This is a genomic window from Pseudoalteromonas sp. Z1A8, from assembly GCF_011378855.1.
Taxonomy (GTDB): domain Bacteria; phylum Pseudomonadota; class Gammaproteobacteria; order Enterobacterales; family Alteromonadaceae; genus Pseudoalteromonas.
Window position 1 is genome coordinate 39,408 of sequence record NZ_WTLB01000028.1, and the last position, 15,024, is coordinate 54,431.

Here is a 15,024-nt window from a genome sequence, read left to right on the forward strand (position 1 = left end):
AGGCTATTTTGAATTAGCCATAAAGTAATCAAAATAGCTAAAAAATGGTATAATTTAACAATATTGTTTACACAAGCAGTGGCTAGGCTATGACGGCAAATACCAACGAATTAACACTTAAACAAAGTGCTTTTATAAAAGCGTATCTTTTGAACGGTGGTAACGCTACACAGGCAGCCATTACAGCTGGTTATAGTGCAAAGACGGCATATTCTATCGGTCAAGAAAACCTGAGCAAACCTGTAATTCAAAAGCATATAAAAGCCCACCAGCAGCAAGCGCATAATGATTTTATATGGTCTAAAACTAAAAAGCTTGAAGCCTTACAGTCCATCATAGATGCGGCTATGACTGAGCATCAAGATAAAGGTATCTTAAACGCTCAAGCAGCTATTGCAGCTATTAAAGTCCACAATGAGATGCAAGGTGATAACGCACCGATTGAGACTAACAACACATTAAAAGTGTCTAGCTCACTGGCTGAACGCTTAACGGGCGGGTCAAAGCGTTAAACATTGTCAAAACTTGATATATGAAATCCTAAATAATCCTAGTAGAACTTAGCAAAACCCAACACACCAAAAAATAACCGAGGTGAAAACATGGCAACAGGTAAAAAGACAGGTGGGCGTAAAGCTGGCACACCCAATAAGCTAACGTTTGAGACTCGACAGTTATTAGTTAATGCCTTGGCTGATGAGTTTGAACAATTGCCCAAACTACTCAAAGAATTAAACCCAGCGGAGCGTATAGACGCAATTTGTAAGCTGTCTAAGTTTGCACTGCCAGCAGTCGCGCCAGTATCAATAGTTAAAGTTGAGCGAACAGAAAGCCCCACCAGCAATGATATGTTTGCCGTTGATCTAAACTAGACAAAACTAGATAGGGTTTTCTGACTCTTAAAAAAGAAGTTGTAAAGCTGTTATCTACTGCTTTATTGATAATTTATCGCAGCCATTCTAAATTATTATCATCTTGTACTGTAAATGTGATTTCAGAGTTTGTTGCTTCCAAAATACTAATATTTAAGCTTTTAAAGCTAATTTCTTTAGATTCATTTAAGTTGTACGTCAAACTCTGTCTAAAAGAATCTCTAGACATATCGTTTATATATTCTCTATAGAGCAAATTAATAGTTTGCCCTGATTTGCCCGTGTAAATGAGTTCAAACATAAACTGATCAGATTTATCTCCCTCTAGGAAAAAATGTTTTTCAAAGATTTTTTTATCATTGCTTTTAGGTGTTATTGGATAGCGTTTCATTGAGCCTTTCCGGTCAATTCTCATTACAGGGTTCTCAGGCACTGTTCCATCATCAAATGCAATTATACCGATTGCTCTGTGATAAAAGTTTTTGGCGGTTAAAATATAATCCCCGTTTTTCCCATCAAGTTTATAAGTCGGTGTAAATATATATTCTGCTCCTTGCTGGTCATTAGCTAATGTTTGACCGTTCCAAATTTCAGTTTTTAATGAAACAGGTTTAAACCAAACATATTCCTTGTAAGTCCTAGCTAAAACCATTGGGCTACCTGTAGTGACTGTGTACTTAGTATCGAGGTTATATGACTTATAGATTTGTAAATCTGTTTTCATTTCCCGCGCAGATTCCCATGGAGGTTGAAAAGAGCTACAGCCAGCAATGAACAAAATAAGCATTAGAGGTATTAGTTTCATATTAAATTCCTTTTAAAATAAATTTTGGATCATACTAGCAGGTTTTAGGTTTGTTAAAAAAGCTTAGGCTATTAAGTTAGTAAGAAAAAGTATAAACATGAGAATTATATATATGTGGGTATTAAGGAGATAAAGAAGCTTTTAATGAGAAATAAGTAATACAATAATTAATCATACTGGCTAGTTATTGGCTAGTTTTAAAAAAAGATAAAGTTGAATCGAATGTTGAGTTATTGTTTTTGGTGTTAACTTGTTGATTTTAAATAATTAATTGGTCGGTATGGAGAGATTCGAACTCTCGACCCCTGCCACCCCATGACAGTGCGCTACCAAGCTGCGCCACATACCGACGTTGTATGCAATAGTACGTGTATTTTTTTAAAAATCAATAAGCGATTGTTTGTTTGGATGTTTATTACGCAAGAGGCATAAAATAGCACTCTTGCGCTGTATTAATTGGCTAGTCTTTATTTAACCACTTTTTGATCGAGTCATACATCTCATCTCGTATTAATGGCTGGGCTTTTTTGTTAGGGTGTAAACTATCGTTTTGCATTAGATCAGATTGGCTGGCAATATCTAGCATAAAAAAGTTCATTAAATGCGCATTTGTTTCTTCGCTAACGTCTGTAAAAGTGTCTGTAAACATTTTGCTATAACGCGGACCGTAATTAGGGGGAATGTAAATCTCCATTAAGGCGGTCATTGCATTAGCTGCTTGGCTTTTTTGAATAAGAGACGTTAAGTTAGCTTGCATTTTTTTAACTGGGAAACCACGTAAACCGTCATTAGCACCTAGCTCAATAAGTACATGAGTGGGTTCATATTGCTCAAGCAATGCATCTAAACGACGTAGGGCGCCTCCAGATGTTTCGCCACTAATACTGGCGTTGATAAGTTCTATGTCGGTTTGTTCGTCATCGTATTTATCTTGTAACAATTTTACCCAGCCTTCTTCTTGTTGAAGTCCGTAGGCTGCACTTAAACTGTCACCGAGTATTAAAATCGTGTTGTCGGCTGCTGCGCTCAGCGGTTTGGTAACTAAAAATAAAATGAATACTAAACGTAGGATTGAATGAGTCATATGTCAGCGCTTTCTCAATTAAATATAATTCAGGTTAATGGTTTGTCTAAAGTAGTCTCTACCTTTGAAGGTGAGCTGCCCATCCTCAGCGACATCAGCTTTAATGTCAAGCATGGCGAGTCTGTTGCTATTGTTGGCACGTCGGGCTCTGGTAAATCAACGTTACTCAGTTTATTAGCAGGGCTGGATACAGCAAGCAGCGGCGAAATATTTTTAGATGGCGAGCCATTACACAATTTAGATGAAGAAGAACGTGCTGCACTACGCGCTGCTAAAATTGGATTTGTGTTTCAGTCATTTATGTTAGTACAAAGCTTAACGGCACTTGAAAACGTTATGTTACCTGCAGAGCTTGCTGGCGAAAGTGATGCGAAAGAGCAAGCAATCGCCTTGCTTGAAAAAGTAGGTTTGAGCCATCGAATTGATCATTACCCGTCGCAACTCTCTGGCGGTGAGCAACAACGTGTTGCTATTGCGCGAGCGTTTATTGGTACACCTAAAATACTGTTTGCTGATGAGCCTTCGGCTAACTTAGACAGCAAAAACGGTAAAATGATTGAATCCTTATTATTTGATTTAAACACGCAACATGGCACTACGCTTATTTTAGTGACTCACGATGAAGGGCTTGCGCAAAAATGTGAGCATATTATTCAAATAGAAGCGGGTTTACTGGTAAAAAGCGAAGTAGAGGACGTTGCCGATGTGGGTTAAGTTAGCGCTTAAGTTATTTTCGCGAGAATTTCGCCGTGGTGAGTTAACCGTTATAAGCGCGGCTATCGCACTTGCTGTGTTAACCGTGCTTACACTGTCGATGGTTACTGAGCGAATAGGGCAAAGTATTGCACAAAAAAGCAGTGCTTTTATTGCTGCAGACCGTGTTCTAGCGAGTGATCATGTGCTTGATACGGCTTTTATTACTAAAGCACAAAGCCAAAATTTAAAAACGGCGCAAATGGTGTATTTCGATACTATGTTGTTTGCCGATGATGAAATGCAGTTTAGCTCAGTAAAAGCAGCATCTAATGCGTATCCGCTAAAAGGGCAGTTAAAAGTTAAAGATACCCTAACAGGTGAGACTAAAGTTGCCAGTAGCGGGCCAACGCCTGGTAATGTGTGGCTAAGTGAGTCGGTATTTTACAGTTTAAACATTGATATAGGTGCGCAAGTAGAGCTTGGTGCTGCATTATTTAATGTTTCAAAAGTGATTGTAGAAGAACCCGATGCGCCATTTAATGTATTTTCAAGCAGTCGTCGTGTGCTTATTAATATTGACGATGTGGCAAAAACTGAAGTTGTGCAACCGGGTAGCCGGGTTTATTACCGCCAACTTTATGCTGGTAGTGAGGCTGACATAAATAGCTTTTATGAGTGGCTTAAACCACAAATAAAAGAAAACCAGCAATGGTACGGCGTTAAAGACCGCCAATCACCTATTTCAAACAGCTTAAACCGCGCAGAGAGCTTTTTATTACTTGCCGGCCTATTAGGTATTATTTTAGCCGCAGTGGCTATAGCCGTTTCAGCAAAACGTTATTGTGAACGCCAATACGATCCAGTAGCGATGATGAAAACGCTAGGCGGTAGCCGCTCAATGATCCGCAAAATATACATGCTTCATTTATTGCTTGTATGTGCAATGGCGGTAAGTATTGGGCTGTTAATTGGTTATGGCTTGCAAGAAATAGCAACAAGTTACTTATCAAAAAGTATGGGCACAGAGCTACCTTTAGGTGGCTTTAAACCTTGGCTGGTGGCTATAAGCACTGGCGTAATTTGTGCTGTTATGTTTTCTATTAAACCGTTGTTTGATTTATTTGATATTCCACCGCTTAGAGTGCTACGTCGCAACTTAGGCGACAAGTTAGCAGTAAGCCGTGTGCATTTAGGCATGAGTGCGCTAACCGTGTTTTTATTAATGTGGTTATTTAGTAACAACATAAAAATAACGCTTATTTTGTTTGCCTCAACACTTGCGCTAATTGGTGTGTTGTTTTTAGTATCTAAATTAATATTTGGTGGCGGCCGAAAGCTTGGCTTAAAACCGGGTAATAGTTGGTCGCTTGCAATTGCGTCTATTCAAAAACGTGCAAACGTAAATGCAGTGCAGTTAATTAGCTTTTCGTTAGCGATTAAATTACTGCTGTTTTTAGTGGTACTTAAAAACGACATGATATCTGATTGGCAGTCGCAACTTCCTGCCGATGCGCCTAATGCATTTTTAGTTAATATTACGCAAAATGAGCTTGAGCCAATTAATGAATATTTAGCTCAAAAAGATATTCAGGTATCAGAGTTTTATCCAACTATTCGTGGGCGCGTAAATTCGGTGAACGGCGAGTTGGTAGCGCGTTCTGTATCACTGCAAGATAATGAGAAAAAAGACGAAGAAGCACGTGCCGGTATTGGCCGTGAGCTAAACCTTACATGGCTTAAGGATGTACCAGATCAAAACGAAGTAACACAAGGCGCGTGGTTTGGTGAAAATGCAACAGCCGAAGCCTCAGTAGAGGAGTCGATGCTTGAGCGTTTAGATGTTGAAATAGGCGACACGCTTACATTTTTAATTGGTTCGCAGTCGTTCGACGCTAAAATTACCAGTGTTCGTAAGGTTAATTGGGCTACGCTTAAACCTAACTTTTTTATTATTTTAAGCCCAGATGTACTTGCAGATTTTCCGGCAACGTATATTTCGTCGGTACGCATAAACCCAGAGCAAAAGCGTGACTTTAGCCAGTTACTGCGCACTTACCCAACTATTACAGCCATTGACATTGATAACTTTGTTAAGCAAATACAAACAACTATTTCGCAAGTATCGCTCGCCATTGGCTTTGTACTGGCTATTGTTGTGCTGTGTGGAGCGCTTGTACTTATATCGCAAGTGCAAGCTAGCTTGGGTGAACGTATGCAAGAAATTGTAATACTGCGAACGCTTGGCGCTAAAAGTCGATTAATTAAAAACGCGACCCTGTATGAGTTTTTATTACTCGGTGGTTTAGCCGGTTTAGTCGCTGCATTTTTTAGTGATATAGCGCTTTTAATTGTGCAGCAACAAATGTTTGATTTAGCCGGTAAGCTACACCCACATATATGGATTATTGGGCCGGTAGCGGGCGGCGTATTTGTAGCAGGTTTAGGCTATTTAATGATTGCCCGAACACTTAAACAAAACACTCAAGGATTAGTGCGTGCCCTAGGGTAAGCTTAAACTAACATGCTCCTTTAAATGCCCACCTAACACGTGGGCATTTTTGTTTTCTTTGTACTGGTAATTTATACAGTGCTCTGGCATTATTAGCGTAATTTAAAAATAACAATAATGAGAATGCAAGTTTGGCCATTATTTTAGGGATCGATCCTGGTTCACGTTTGACCGGATATGGCGTTGTTGCCCACCAAGGTTCTAAATTTACATACTTAGGCAGTGGCTGTATTAAGTTAGCCGATCATCCTTTTCCGGTTAGGCTTAAAATGATTTACCAAGGCATTACACAGCTTATTGAGCAGTTTTCGCCAGAAACCTTTGCCATTGAAAAAGTATTTATGGCGCATAACCCCGATTCAGCTTTAAAACTAGGCCAAGCTAGAGGCGCCGCGATTGTTGGCGCTGCAATGGCCGACTTACCCGTATTTGAATACTCAGCTAGGCAAATTAAGCAAGCGGTAGTAGGAAACGGTGGCGCTGATAAAACACAAGTGCAACACATGGTAAAGAATATTTTAAAACTACCCGGTACGCCACAGGCCGATGCAGCTGATGCACTCGCTATTGCGATTTGCCACGCTCACTCAGAACAAAATTTAATTAAACTAGCGGGTAGCGCAAGCAAAATCGTTAGAGGACGTTTAAGGAAATAACTATGATAGGCCGCTTAAATGGTATTTTAGTCGAAAAACAGCCACCAGAAATATTACTCGAAGTAAGTGGTGTCGGTTACGAAGTACAAATGCCAATGACCTGTTTTTACGATTTACCAAAAATTGGTGAAAACGCGATTGTTTACACCCACTTTGTAGTGCGTGAAGATGCTCAGCTATTATTTGGTTTTAATAATAAAGTAGAACGCGCCTTGTTTAGAGAGCTATTAAAAGCAAATGGCGTTGGGCCAAAACTTGGCTTAGCTATTTTATCGGGCATGTCGGCAAAGCAATTTGTAAGCTGTGTAAATAACGAAGACTCAACGTCGCTTGTTAAATTACCGGGTGTAGGTAAAAAAACAGCAGAGCGTTTAGTACTCGAAATGAAAGACAGATTAAAAGATTGGGGTAATGATTTATTTACGCCATTTAGCGACAGCGCAGTAATAGAGCCAATGAGCGATGCGACAATAGCTAATAACGCAGCCGATGATGCCGTATCGGCACTGCTTGCATTAGGTTATAAATTGCCACAAGCGCAAAAAGCAGTAAAATCGATAAGCAAACCCGATATGTCTACTGAGGTTCTTATTAGAGAATCTTTAAAATCAATGTTGTGAGTAACCCATGATTGAAGCGGATCGCTTAATTGATGCGACTGAAAAAACAAATGAAGACTCTATAGATCGTGCAATAAGACCAAAACTTTTAGCCGATTACAGAGGCCAGCCTCATGTTAAGCAGCAAATGGAGATTTTCATTGAAGCTGCTCGAACCCGTGGTGAAGCGCTCGATCATTTATTAATATTTGGCCCTCCAGGGCTTGGTAAAACCACGCTGGCAAACATTGTGGCCAACGAATTACACGTAAGCATTAAAACAACATCAGGCCCAGTACTTGAAAAAGCAGGCGATTTAGCCGCACTACTTACTAATTTAGAAGAAGGCGACGTACTGTTTATTGATGAAATACACAGACTAAGCCCGCAAGTTGAAGAAATACTCTACCCAGCGATGGAAGACTACCAGCTTGATATAATGATTGGTGAAGGCCCAGCTGCGCGTTCTATTAAATTAGATTTACCAGCATTTACACTCATAGGTGCAACCACGCGAGCAGGCTCACTTACATCGCCACTACGTGACCGTTTTGGTATTGTGCAGCGATTAGAGTTTTATTCAGTAGAGGATTTATCACATATAGTAGGGCGCTCTGCACATTATCTTGGTTTAGAAATGTGTGACGATGGCGCAACCGAAATTGCACAGCGCTCGCGCGGCACACCGCGTATAGCTAACCGCTTATTGCGCCGCGTACGCGATTACACTCAAGTAAAATCTGACGGTACAGTAAACGCCGAGGTAGCTAAGCAAGCCCTTGATATGATTGACGTAGATAAAAGCGGTTTTGATTATATGGATCGCAAATATTTACTCGCCATAATTGAAAAATTTATGGGCGGCCCTGTAGGGCTCGACAATGTAGCGGCTGCTATTGGCGAAGAGCGTGAAACAATAGAAGATGTAATAGAGCCATTTTTAATTCAGCAAGGGTTTATTCAGCGCACTCCACGTGGGCGAATAGTGTCAGACAGCGCATACCATCACTTTGGTTTACTTCCTAAAAAAGACTAGCCTATATACTTTACTTGCTGTGGTTTATTGCACAGCAGGTAATTGACTTAGTATCGCTTTCTTTCAAATATTTATACAGGTTGGCATTTCACCTAAAACCTCAGCACACTGTTGCAAGTGTTATTTTAAAATACTTATACGCTTTATAGTTAACTGTTAATTCACAGGGCGTTAAGACTAGCGAAGCTATCCTGCGTACCATTCAAACTAGTAAGCGAATTACTTATTGCAAATTAGGTAAGGCAATTATTAGTTTATAAATAAAATATGTAGCGCACCAAATTGCAGACAAAAAAAAGCCCACAAAAAATGCGGGCAAACAACAAGTTGAAGGAAGTAATCTAGGGAACTATGTTTTACTTAATTTGGTTTTATCCATAAAGAGTAAAACAATGTAATACGATAAAATATCCTATTACTAAGAACTTGGCTTAATGAAACTATCTCATTCAGTGCGCTAGCTCGGTATGGGTTAATAATACGTAAGAACCTTTATTTGTTCAAACTAGAAAATTTGTATTTTCGGATTAGAAAAACTAATTTAGTGAATTTTATTGTTGTTTAAATCTTGTGCGTTAATTAATCGTTAAGTTTTTAAGCTAATGAAATTTATAGTTTAAGTTATATCTTATGTTGTGGTGCGGTATTAGTTTTACTATTACGTGAAGGTAAAGCTTATAAGTTTTGAGTGTTTATGCTCTTATTTTGAATAAACGGCGCATTTTATGACGTTTTACTCATATATTTACGCATATTTATAGTTAGCGAGCCTAGGGTCTGTTGATCTTTGCGGATTAAAATTTGTTCAAACTAGGGGCTATTTAATCACGGCGCGAGATTTGTAACCTAGCGGGCTAAGTAAAAATCGAGCAACAAAGAGTAAATAGTCCCTAGGAAGAACCCTTTGGGCAGCGCCTGTTTGGCATTAATGCTACGTTATCGCCTATTTATGGGGAATAACCACACTGCATAGGCTCTGCCTTGCCTAAATACCAAACAGACTGCTGCAAATTTAACCTTGAAAGGTCAACAGACCCTAGTTAAAAGATTAAATAAAATACTGAGGCAAAGGAAAATGTCAACTAAAGCTGTTTTTTAACGTTTTTTGTTGCCTATTCATAGCAATACCGTTGTCAGCTTGAAATGGACTAGATACACTAGATGCAACTTTTGACCGTATAAACGGTCATATTTACACAAATTAACCAATTTGCCGTATTTTGAAATTACTTAGGAGTTTAACGTGGGATCAGGGCTTAATTTTTTAGACCTAATTTTAGAAGCAAGCTTGCTTGTTCAATTAGTAATGTTAGGGCTAGTTGCCATGTCTGTAATGTCGTGGACAATTATATTTCAACGTAAAAAAGCAATATCAGATGCACTATCAAATGCTAAGAAGTTTGAGCAAAAATTTTGGTCGGGTATTGATTTAAGCAAATTGTATAACGAGATATCGTCACGCAGCGGTCAGTCTCAAGGTATTGAAGCATTATTTACTTCGGGCTTTAAAGAGTTTGCTCGTCATAAAAAGAATACGTTTCAAAGTGCGAGTATTGTTATGGAAGGTACGCACCGCTCTATGCGTGTTGCGCTTTCTCGCGAAATTGAAAAAATTGAATCTAGCTTATCGTTTTTAGCAACGGTCGGCTCTATAAGTCCGTATATCGGTTTGTTTGGTACTGTATGGGGTATCATGAATGCCTTTATTGCACTAGGTGAAGTTAAGCAAGCTACATTACAAATGGTAGCACCTGGTATTGCAGAGGCACTTATTGCGACTGCTATGGGTTTATTTGCGGCGATCCCTGCTGTTATTGCTTATAACCGTTTTTCAAACAGTGTTGAAAAGCTTGAGTCTCACTATATTAACTTTATGGAAGAGTTTGCTAATATTTTACACCGTCAAGCAGCTACACAAATAGAGGCACAAGCGAATGTATCAGCGTAAAAAGCGCCGTCCGGTCGCAGAAATTAATGTAGTACCTTACATTGATGTAATGTTGGTACTACTTATTATATTTATGGCTACAGCACCGCTTATTACACACGGTGTAAAAGTTGATTTACCTAAAATGGAAGAGTCTGATTTAGTTGATACTAAAGATGTTCCACCCATTATTGCTTCAATAGATGCACAGGGTAAATATTATGTGAGCGTAGGTACTGATCCTGAAGAACCTATGGAAGCACTTGACGTTGCTGCGGTTATAAAATTACAGTTAATGAAAAATCCTGATGTACCAGTTATGATTAAAGGCTCGGGTAAGGTGTCGTATCAAGAAGTATTATTACTAATGGATTTTTTGAAAAATGCAGGCGTACCGTCAGTAGGGTTAATGACTGAATCCTTTGAGGGGAAGTAGCTGTATGAATAGTTCAGTAGTAAAATCGATAGTGCTTCATTTAGGTATTGGTGGTTTTTTGTATGCGTCTGCAAACATTCATCCGCCAGCGCCTAAGGTAATGGAAGTAACGCTTAATTCGGCTATTCCAACGCCAGATAAAGCTGTATCGGCTGTTACAGTTGATCAAAAACAAGTTGAGCAAAAAATTGCTGAACTTAAAAAGAAAGAAAAAGATAAAAAAAGTGCTGAAGATAAGCGTATTCGCGATTTAGAGCGCAGAGCGGCAAATGCGCGTAAACAACGTGAATCAGAAGCACGTAATATTAAAAAGTTAGAGCAACAGCGTAAAGCTAAAGAGAAAGAAAAAGCGCAAGCCGAGGCAGAAGCTAAAAAAGCACGCGCAATTGAGAAAAAAGAGCGCGCTAAAGCCAAGCAAGCCGAAAAGCAAAAGCAAGAAGCTGAAACTGCAGCAAAAGCAGCTGCTGATAAACGTAAAACCGAAGAAGACGCACTTAAAAAAGCAGAGGCTGCGCGTAAAAAACGTGAAACCGAGGCAAAAGAGCGTGCAGCAGAGGCAGAGCGTAAGCGCCAGCAAGCGATGCAAGAGCAAATGTTACAAGAGCAACTTGCCAAAGAGCAGGCTGCCCGTAGTAAAATACGTCAGCAACAAGTAGTGAGCGAAGTTGATAAGTACCGAGCGTTAATTATGGCGCGTATTCAGCAAAACTTACTGATTGATCAAAAAATGAAAAACCAGCAGTGCCGAGTCAATATTCGCTTAGGCTTTAATGGTTTAGTAACGCAAGTTAAGTCATTAGGTGGCGATAAGTTAGTATGTGAAGCTGCATTAAGAGCAGTACGCATGGCCGACACATTACCGGTATCTAAAGATAGAGACGTATTCGAACAACTTAAGAATATTAACTTAACAATCAAGCCAGAATTTTAAAGGAATGATATGTTCAACAAAATAAAAATAGCCTGTTTAGTTTTACTGTTTGGATTTCAAGGTGTTGCTAATGCAGCGCTTGAAATTGTAATAACAGAGGGCGTAGACGGTGCAAGGCCTATTGCTATAGTCCCTTTTAAATATCAAGGTGTTGGTCCAATACCTGAAAAATTAAGCGGTGTTATTGCTGCTGATTTAATGCGCAGTGGTAAATTTAAACCTGTAGAAGTGGCACAAATGCCGCAACAGCCAAGTAAAGACAGCGAAATTGATTACGCGTCTTGGGTTAATAAAGGTGTTGAAGCTATTCTTGTTGGTGAAGTAGAGCAGCAGACTGATGGCCGTTACTTAGTACGTTATGAGTTAATTGATGTGATCCGTGGCCAAATTACCGGTGGCAACACGCAAATGATGAGTAATGGCAAACTAGTTAAAAGCCAAGCTCATGTTTTAGAAGCACGTGAAAGTGTTATTAGCGAAAGCGGTTTTCGTCGTTACTCGCACCGGATCAGCGATGTTATTTACGAAAAACTAACGGGTGAAAAAGGCGCGTTTTTAACTAAAATTGCTTATGTAATAGTACGAGATAATGATCCTAAACCTTATCAGTTAGTGGTTGCCGATTACGATGGTTTTAACGAGCAAGTATTACTTCGCTCAAAAGAGCCGTTAATGTCGCCAGCATGGTCACCAGATGGTACTAAGCTAGCGTATGTAACGTTTGAAAACCGTCAAAGCCAAATTTACATTCAAGACATATACACAGGTAAACGCGAAATTGTAGCAAGCTACCGTGGTATTAATGGTGCGCCTCAGTTTTCGCCAGATGGTAAAAAATTACTGTTAGTGCTTTCAAAAGATAAAACAGGCGCAACAGAAGTTTACATGCTTGACTTGGCTACCCGTAAAGAAACACGCTTAACAAATCACCGTAGCATAGATACTGAACCATCTTGGTACCCAAATAGCCAAGATATTGTGTTTACATCTGAAAGGGGTGGTAATGCTCAGATTTATAAGTTAAATTTAAAAACAGGTAGGTCACAACGACTTACCTTTGATGGCGATATGAACCTTGCGGGTTCTATCTCACCAGATGGAAAAGAATTAGTGATGGTTAACCGTACCAACGGGCAGTACCATCTTGCTAAGAAAGAGCTGGCTACAGGTGCGTTCCAAGTACTAACGAGAACACGCCTAGATGAATCACCGAGCATAGCGCCAAATGGTTCGATGATTATATATAGCACGCTTCATAATAATAAACAGGTACTTGCGCTAGTATCGATGGACGGCCGCTTTAAAGCACGGTTACCTGTGCTAGACGGACAAGTAAAGGCACCAGCTTGGTCGCCATACTTACAGTAATATTACTGGTTTACTCAAAATAGGAATCTACTCAATGCAACTTAACAAAATACTTAAAGGCCTGCTAATTGCTGTGCCAGTAATGACATTAGCAGCTTGTAGCTCATCTTCAGATATTGACGAAGGTGCTGCAAACCAATCAAACCAAGGTGTTGTTGAGCAATCAATGAATACTGATACGGTTGAAGTAGCTACAATTTCTCCTGAGCAACAAGCTGAAGAGCAACTTCGTCAAAAGTACGAAGCACTTCGTCAAGAGCAAGTAATCTACTTTGATTTTGATACTGCAACAGTTGAAAGCAAGTACGCAGACTTACTTCGTGCACATGCTGAGTTTTTAGTTCAAAACCCATCAGTTAAAGTACTAATTGAAGGCCACGCAGATGAGCGCGGTACGCCAGAGTACAATATTGCACTAGGTGAGCACCGTGGCCAAGCAGTTGAAAAATACTTATTAAGCTTAGGTGTTTCAGCTAGCCAAATGTCAGTGGTAAGCTACGGTGAAGAGAAGCCAATGGTTAAGTCTCGCACTGAATCAGCTTTCGCTAAAAACCGCCGTGCGGTACTAGTTTACTAAGATAAGAGATATTATGAAGCCGAAAATTATTTTGGCAGCCATGATATTGAGCGGGAGCACCCAGTTAATGGCTGCTCCCGCTCCTGTTTCAGAAGCTGCAAGTTCACAATCAAGTATTGAGAAGCGATTAGCGTCGCTTGAGAATATGATGCAACAGCGTAACTTTTTACAAGTAGAGTTACAGCAACAGCTTAATTTGTTACAAGACGAAGTGAGTCAAATTCGCGGTGTAACTGAAGAGCAAAGCTACAAGCTTGAAAAAGTACTGCAGCGCCAGCGTGAGTTGTACCAAGAAATCGAAAACCGCGTTAGCCAAGCTTATACACAGCCAGCAGCTCCGGTAGCCGATCAGGCGCAGCCAAACGATGCACAGACCTATAGCAGTGACTTATCTGAAAACGAAGCGTACGAGCGTGCTGTTGCGTTAATAATGAAAGATAAACGCTATGATCAAGCAATTCCTGAGTTTCAAACGTTTTTAACTACTTATCCAAATTCTGTATATGCGTCTAACGCACATTATTGGTTAGGCCAGTTGCTTACGATTAAAAATGATGGTGTAAAAGCGGTAGAGCACTTTAAAGTGGTTGTTAACGAATTCCCAAATTCGAATAAGCGCCCAGATGCAATGCTAAAGTTGGGCACACTTTTACAAGATCAAGGTTCAGCGGAGCAAGCACAAAAAATATTGAACGATCTTATCAATCAATACCCAAGTACAACTGCTGCAAAACTAGCAACTGATCGTTTAGGGAACTAAAGTTCACTAGCGATTAAATTTCTAGTTAAGGCGAGTAAACTACATGGAAACTCTCGAAGAATCTTGGATTTGCATGTAGTTTGAGCACAAACGGTTTAATTTTGTGCATCTAGACATAAAAACTTAAAAAAAGAGACAATTTCGGTTGCACTCATTTTATAAATAAGTATTATAAGCGCCCGCAGCAAACGAATGGTTACCCCACTCGAAATGCGGCAAAAAGAGCGGGTTATTAGCTCAGTTGGTAGAGCAGTTGACTTTTAATCAATTGGTCGATGGTTCAAATCCATCATAACCCACCATTCTTTGAATGGTCTTTTATCGGCGGATTTACGTAGAATACTAAGTTGTTATAAAACGCAACGTCAGAGCGGGTCATTAGCTCAGTTGGTAGAGCAGTTGACTTTTAATCAATTGGTCGATGGTTCAAATCCATCATGACCCACCATTCTTAATTCCTTGTGAATATGGTTTGGTATCAATCGGCGGATTTACGCAAGCTTTAACTTAGCAATAAGTTAGCAACTGGAATGGGTTATTAGCTCAGTTGGTAGAGCAGTTGACTTTTAATCAATTGGTCGATGGTTCAAATCCATCATAACCCACCATTCTTTATTCTTTTGAATAGTGATTGGTTCCAATCGGCGGATTTACGTAAAATAGTGAGTTGCAATTAAACGCAACAATAGAGCGGGTTATTAGCTCAGTTGGTAGAGCAGTTGACTTTTAATCAATTGGTCGATGGTTCAAATCCATCATAACCCACCA

15 protein-coding genes and 5 tRNA genes are annotated in these 15,024 nt (G+C 39.7%); 17 read left to right on the forward strand and 3 right to left on the reverse strand.

Translation table 11 applies throughout. From position 1 onward, the window contains the following. The first annotated feature begins 89 nt into the window (after nucleotides 1–89). Both GQR55_RS12195 and GQR55_RS12200 read left to right on the forward strand, forming a co-directional pair. On the forward strand, nucleotides 90–512 hold the full coding sequence (locus GQR55_RS12195) for a terminase small subunit (RefSeq protein WP_024612924.1): 423 nt from the start codon (nucleotides 90–92) through the stop codon (nucleotides 510–512). Between the two features lie 90 nt (nucleotides 513–602). Further along, entirely contained in the window at nucleotides 603–872 is a 270-nt protein-coding gene (locus GQR55_RS12200; protein ID WP_024612923.1) for a hypothetical protein, read from the forward strand. A gap of 73 nt (nucleotides 873–945) precedes the next feature. Here GQR55_RS12200 and GQR55_RS12205 read toward each other — a convergent pair whose 3' ends face one another. The 3 genes from GQR55_RS12205 to GQR55_RS12215 form a co-directional block, all read right to left on the reverse strand. After that, nucleotides 946–1,677, reverse strand: coding sequence for a hypothetical protein (locus GQR55_RS12205; RefSeq protein ID WP_024612922.1), 732 nt, complete (start codon nucleotides 1,675–1,677; stop codon nucleotides 946–948). A 272-nt stretch (nucleotides 1,678–1,949) separates the two neighbouring features. Beyond that, nucleotides 1,950–2,026 (reverse strand) — tRNA-Pro (locus tag GQR55_RS12210). 111 nt (nucleotides 2,027–2,137) lie between these two features. After that, nucleotides 2,138–2,761, reverse strand: coding sequence for an arylesterase (locus GQR55_RS12215; RefSeq protein WP_166420816.1), 624 nt, complete (start codon nucleotides 2,759–2,761; stop codon nucleotides 2,138–2,140). Between GQR55_RS12215 and GQR55_RS12220 the strand changes: the two genes are divergently transcribed. The 15 genes from GQR55_RS12220 to GQR55_RS12290 all read left to right on the forward strand — a co-directional run bounded on the left by GQR55_RS12220 (nucleotide 2,762) and on the right by GQR55_RS12290 (nucleotide 15,024). Beyond that, nucleotides 2,762–3,475, forward strand: coding sequence for an ABC transporter ATP-binding protein (locus GQR55_RS12220; protein ID WP_165728877.1), 714 nt, complete (start codon nucleotides 2,762–2,764; stop codon nucleotides 3,473–3,475). Next, nucleotides 3,465–5,966, forward strand: a complete 2,502-nt coding sequence (locus GQR55_RS12225; protein ID WP_166420817.1) for an FtsX-like permease family protein — start codon at nucleotides 3,465–3,467, stop codon at nucleotides 5,964–5,966. The genes GQR55_RS12220 and GQR55_RS12225 overlap by 11 nt, the downstream gene beginning before the upstream one ends. A gap of 131 nt (nucleotides 5,967–6,097) precedes the next feature. Then, nucleotides 6,098–6,622: a crossover junction endodeoxyribonuclease RuvC gene (gene ruvC / locus GQR55_RS12230; protein WP_024612128.1), complete on the forward strand. Its 525-nt coding sequence runs from the start codon at nucleotides 6,098–6,100 to the stop codon at nucleotides 6,620–6,622. A gap of 2 nt (nucleotides 6,623–6,624) precedes the next feature. Then, nucleotides 6,625–7,242 carry a Holliday junction branch migration protein RuvA gene (gene ruvA / locus GQR55_RS12235; protein WP_002960647.1) on the forward strand — a complete coding sequence of 206 codons (618 nt, stop codon included), beginning with the start codon at nucleotides 6,625–6,627 and terminating at the stop codon, nucleotides 7,240–7,242. Between the two features lie 7 nt (nucleotides 7,243–7,249). Beyond that, on the forward strand, nucleotides 7,250–8,257 hold the full coding sequence (gene ruvB / locus GQR55_RS12240) for a Holliday junction branch migration DNA helicase RuvB (protein ID WP_007580382.1): 1,008 nt from the start codon (nucleotides 7,250–7,252) through the stop codon (nucleotides 8,255–8,257). A gap of 1,243 nt (nucleotides 8,258–9,500) precedes the next feature. Further along, complete coding sequence (gene tolQ, locus GQR55_RS12245) at nucleotides 9,501–10,205, forward strand: protein TolQ (protein ID WP_007580384.1); 705 nt, start codon at nucleotides 9,501–9,503, stop codon at nucleotides 10,203–10,205. Then, nucleotides 10,192–10,620, forward strand: a complete 429-nt coding sequence (tolR, locus tag GQR55_RS12250) for a protein TolR (RefSeq protein ID WP_166420818.1) — start codon at nucleotides 10,192–10,194, stop codon at nucleotides 10,618–10,620. Before tolQ ends, tolR begins: the two co-directional genes overlap by 14 nt. 4 nt (nucleotides 10,621–10,624) lie before the next feature. Beyond that, on the forward strand, nucleotides 10,625–11,551 hold the full coding sequence (gene tolA / locus GQR55_RS12255) for a cell envelope integrity protein TolA (RefSeq protein ID WP_166420819.1): 927 nt from the start codon (nucleotides 10,625–10,627) through the stop codon (nucleotides 11,549–11,551). A gap of 9 nt (nucleotides 11,552–11,560) precedes the next feature. Beyond that, nucleotides 11,561–12,919, forward strand: coding sequence for a Tol-Pal system beta propeller repeat protein TolB (gene tolB, locus GQR55_RS12260; protein WP_165740652.1), 1,359 nt, complete (start codon nucleotides 11,561–11,563; stop codon nucleotides 12,917–12,919). A gap of 34 nt (nucleotides 12,920–12,953) precedes the next feature. Beyond that, nucleotides 12,954–13,496: a peptidoglycan-associated lipoprotein Pal gene (gene pal / locus GQR55_RS12265; protein ID WP_149592635.1), complete on the forward strand. Its 543-nt coding sequence runs from the start codon at nucleotides 12,954–12,956 to the stop codon at nucleotides 13,494–13,496. Between the two features lie 13 nt (nucleotides 13,497–13,509). Continuing rightward, nucleotides 13,510–14,256: a tol-pal system protein YbgF gene (gene ybgF, locus GQR55_RS12270; protein WP_166420820.1), complete on the forward strand. Its 747-nt coding sequence runs from the start codon at nucleotides 13,510–13,512 to the stop codon at nucleotides 14,254–14,256. A gap of 226 nt (nucleotides 14,257–14,482) precedes the next feature. Continuing rightward, nucleotides 14,483–14,558: transfer RNA gene (locus tag GQR55_RS12275), tRNA-Lys, on the forward strand. 70 nt (nucleotides 14,559–14,628) lie between these two features. Beyond that, nucleotides 14,629–14,704: transfer RNA gene (locus GQR55_RS12280), tRNA-Lys, on the forward strand. An 84-nt stretch (nucleotides 14,705–14,788) separates the two neighbouring features. After that, nucleotides 14,789–14,864, forward strand: a tRNA-Lys gene (locus tag GQR55_RS12285). 84 nt (nucleotides 14,865–14,948) lie between these two features. After that, a tRNA-Lys gene (locus GQR55_RS12290) sits at nucleotides 14,949–15,024 on the forward strand.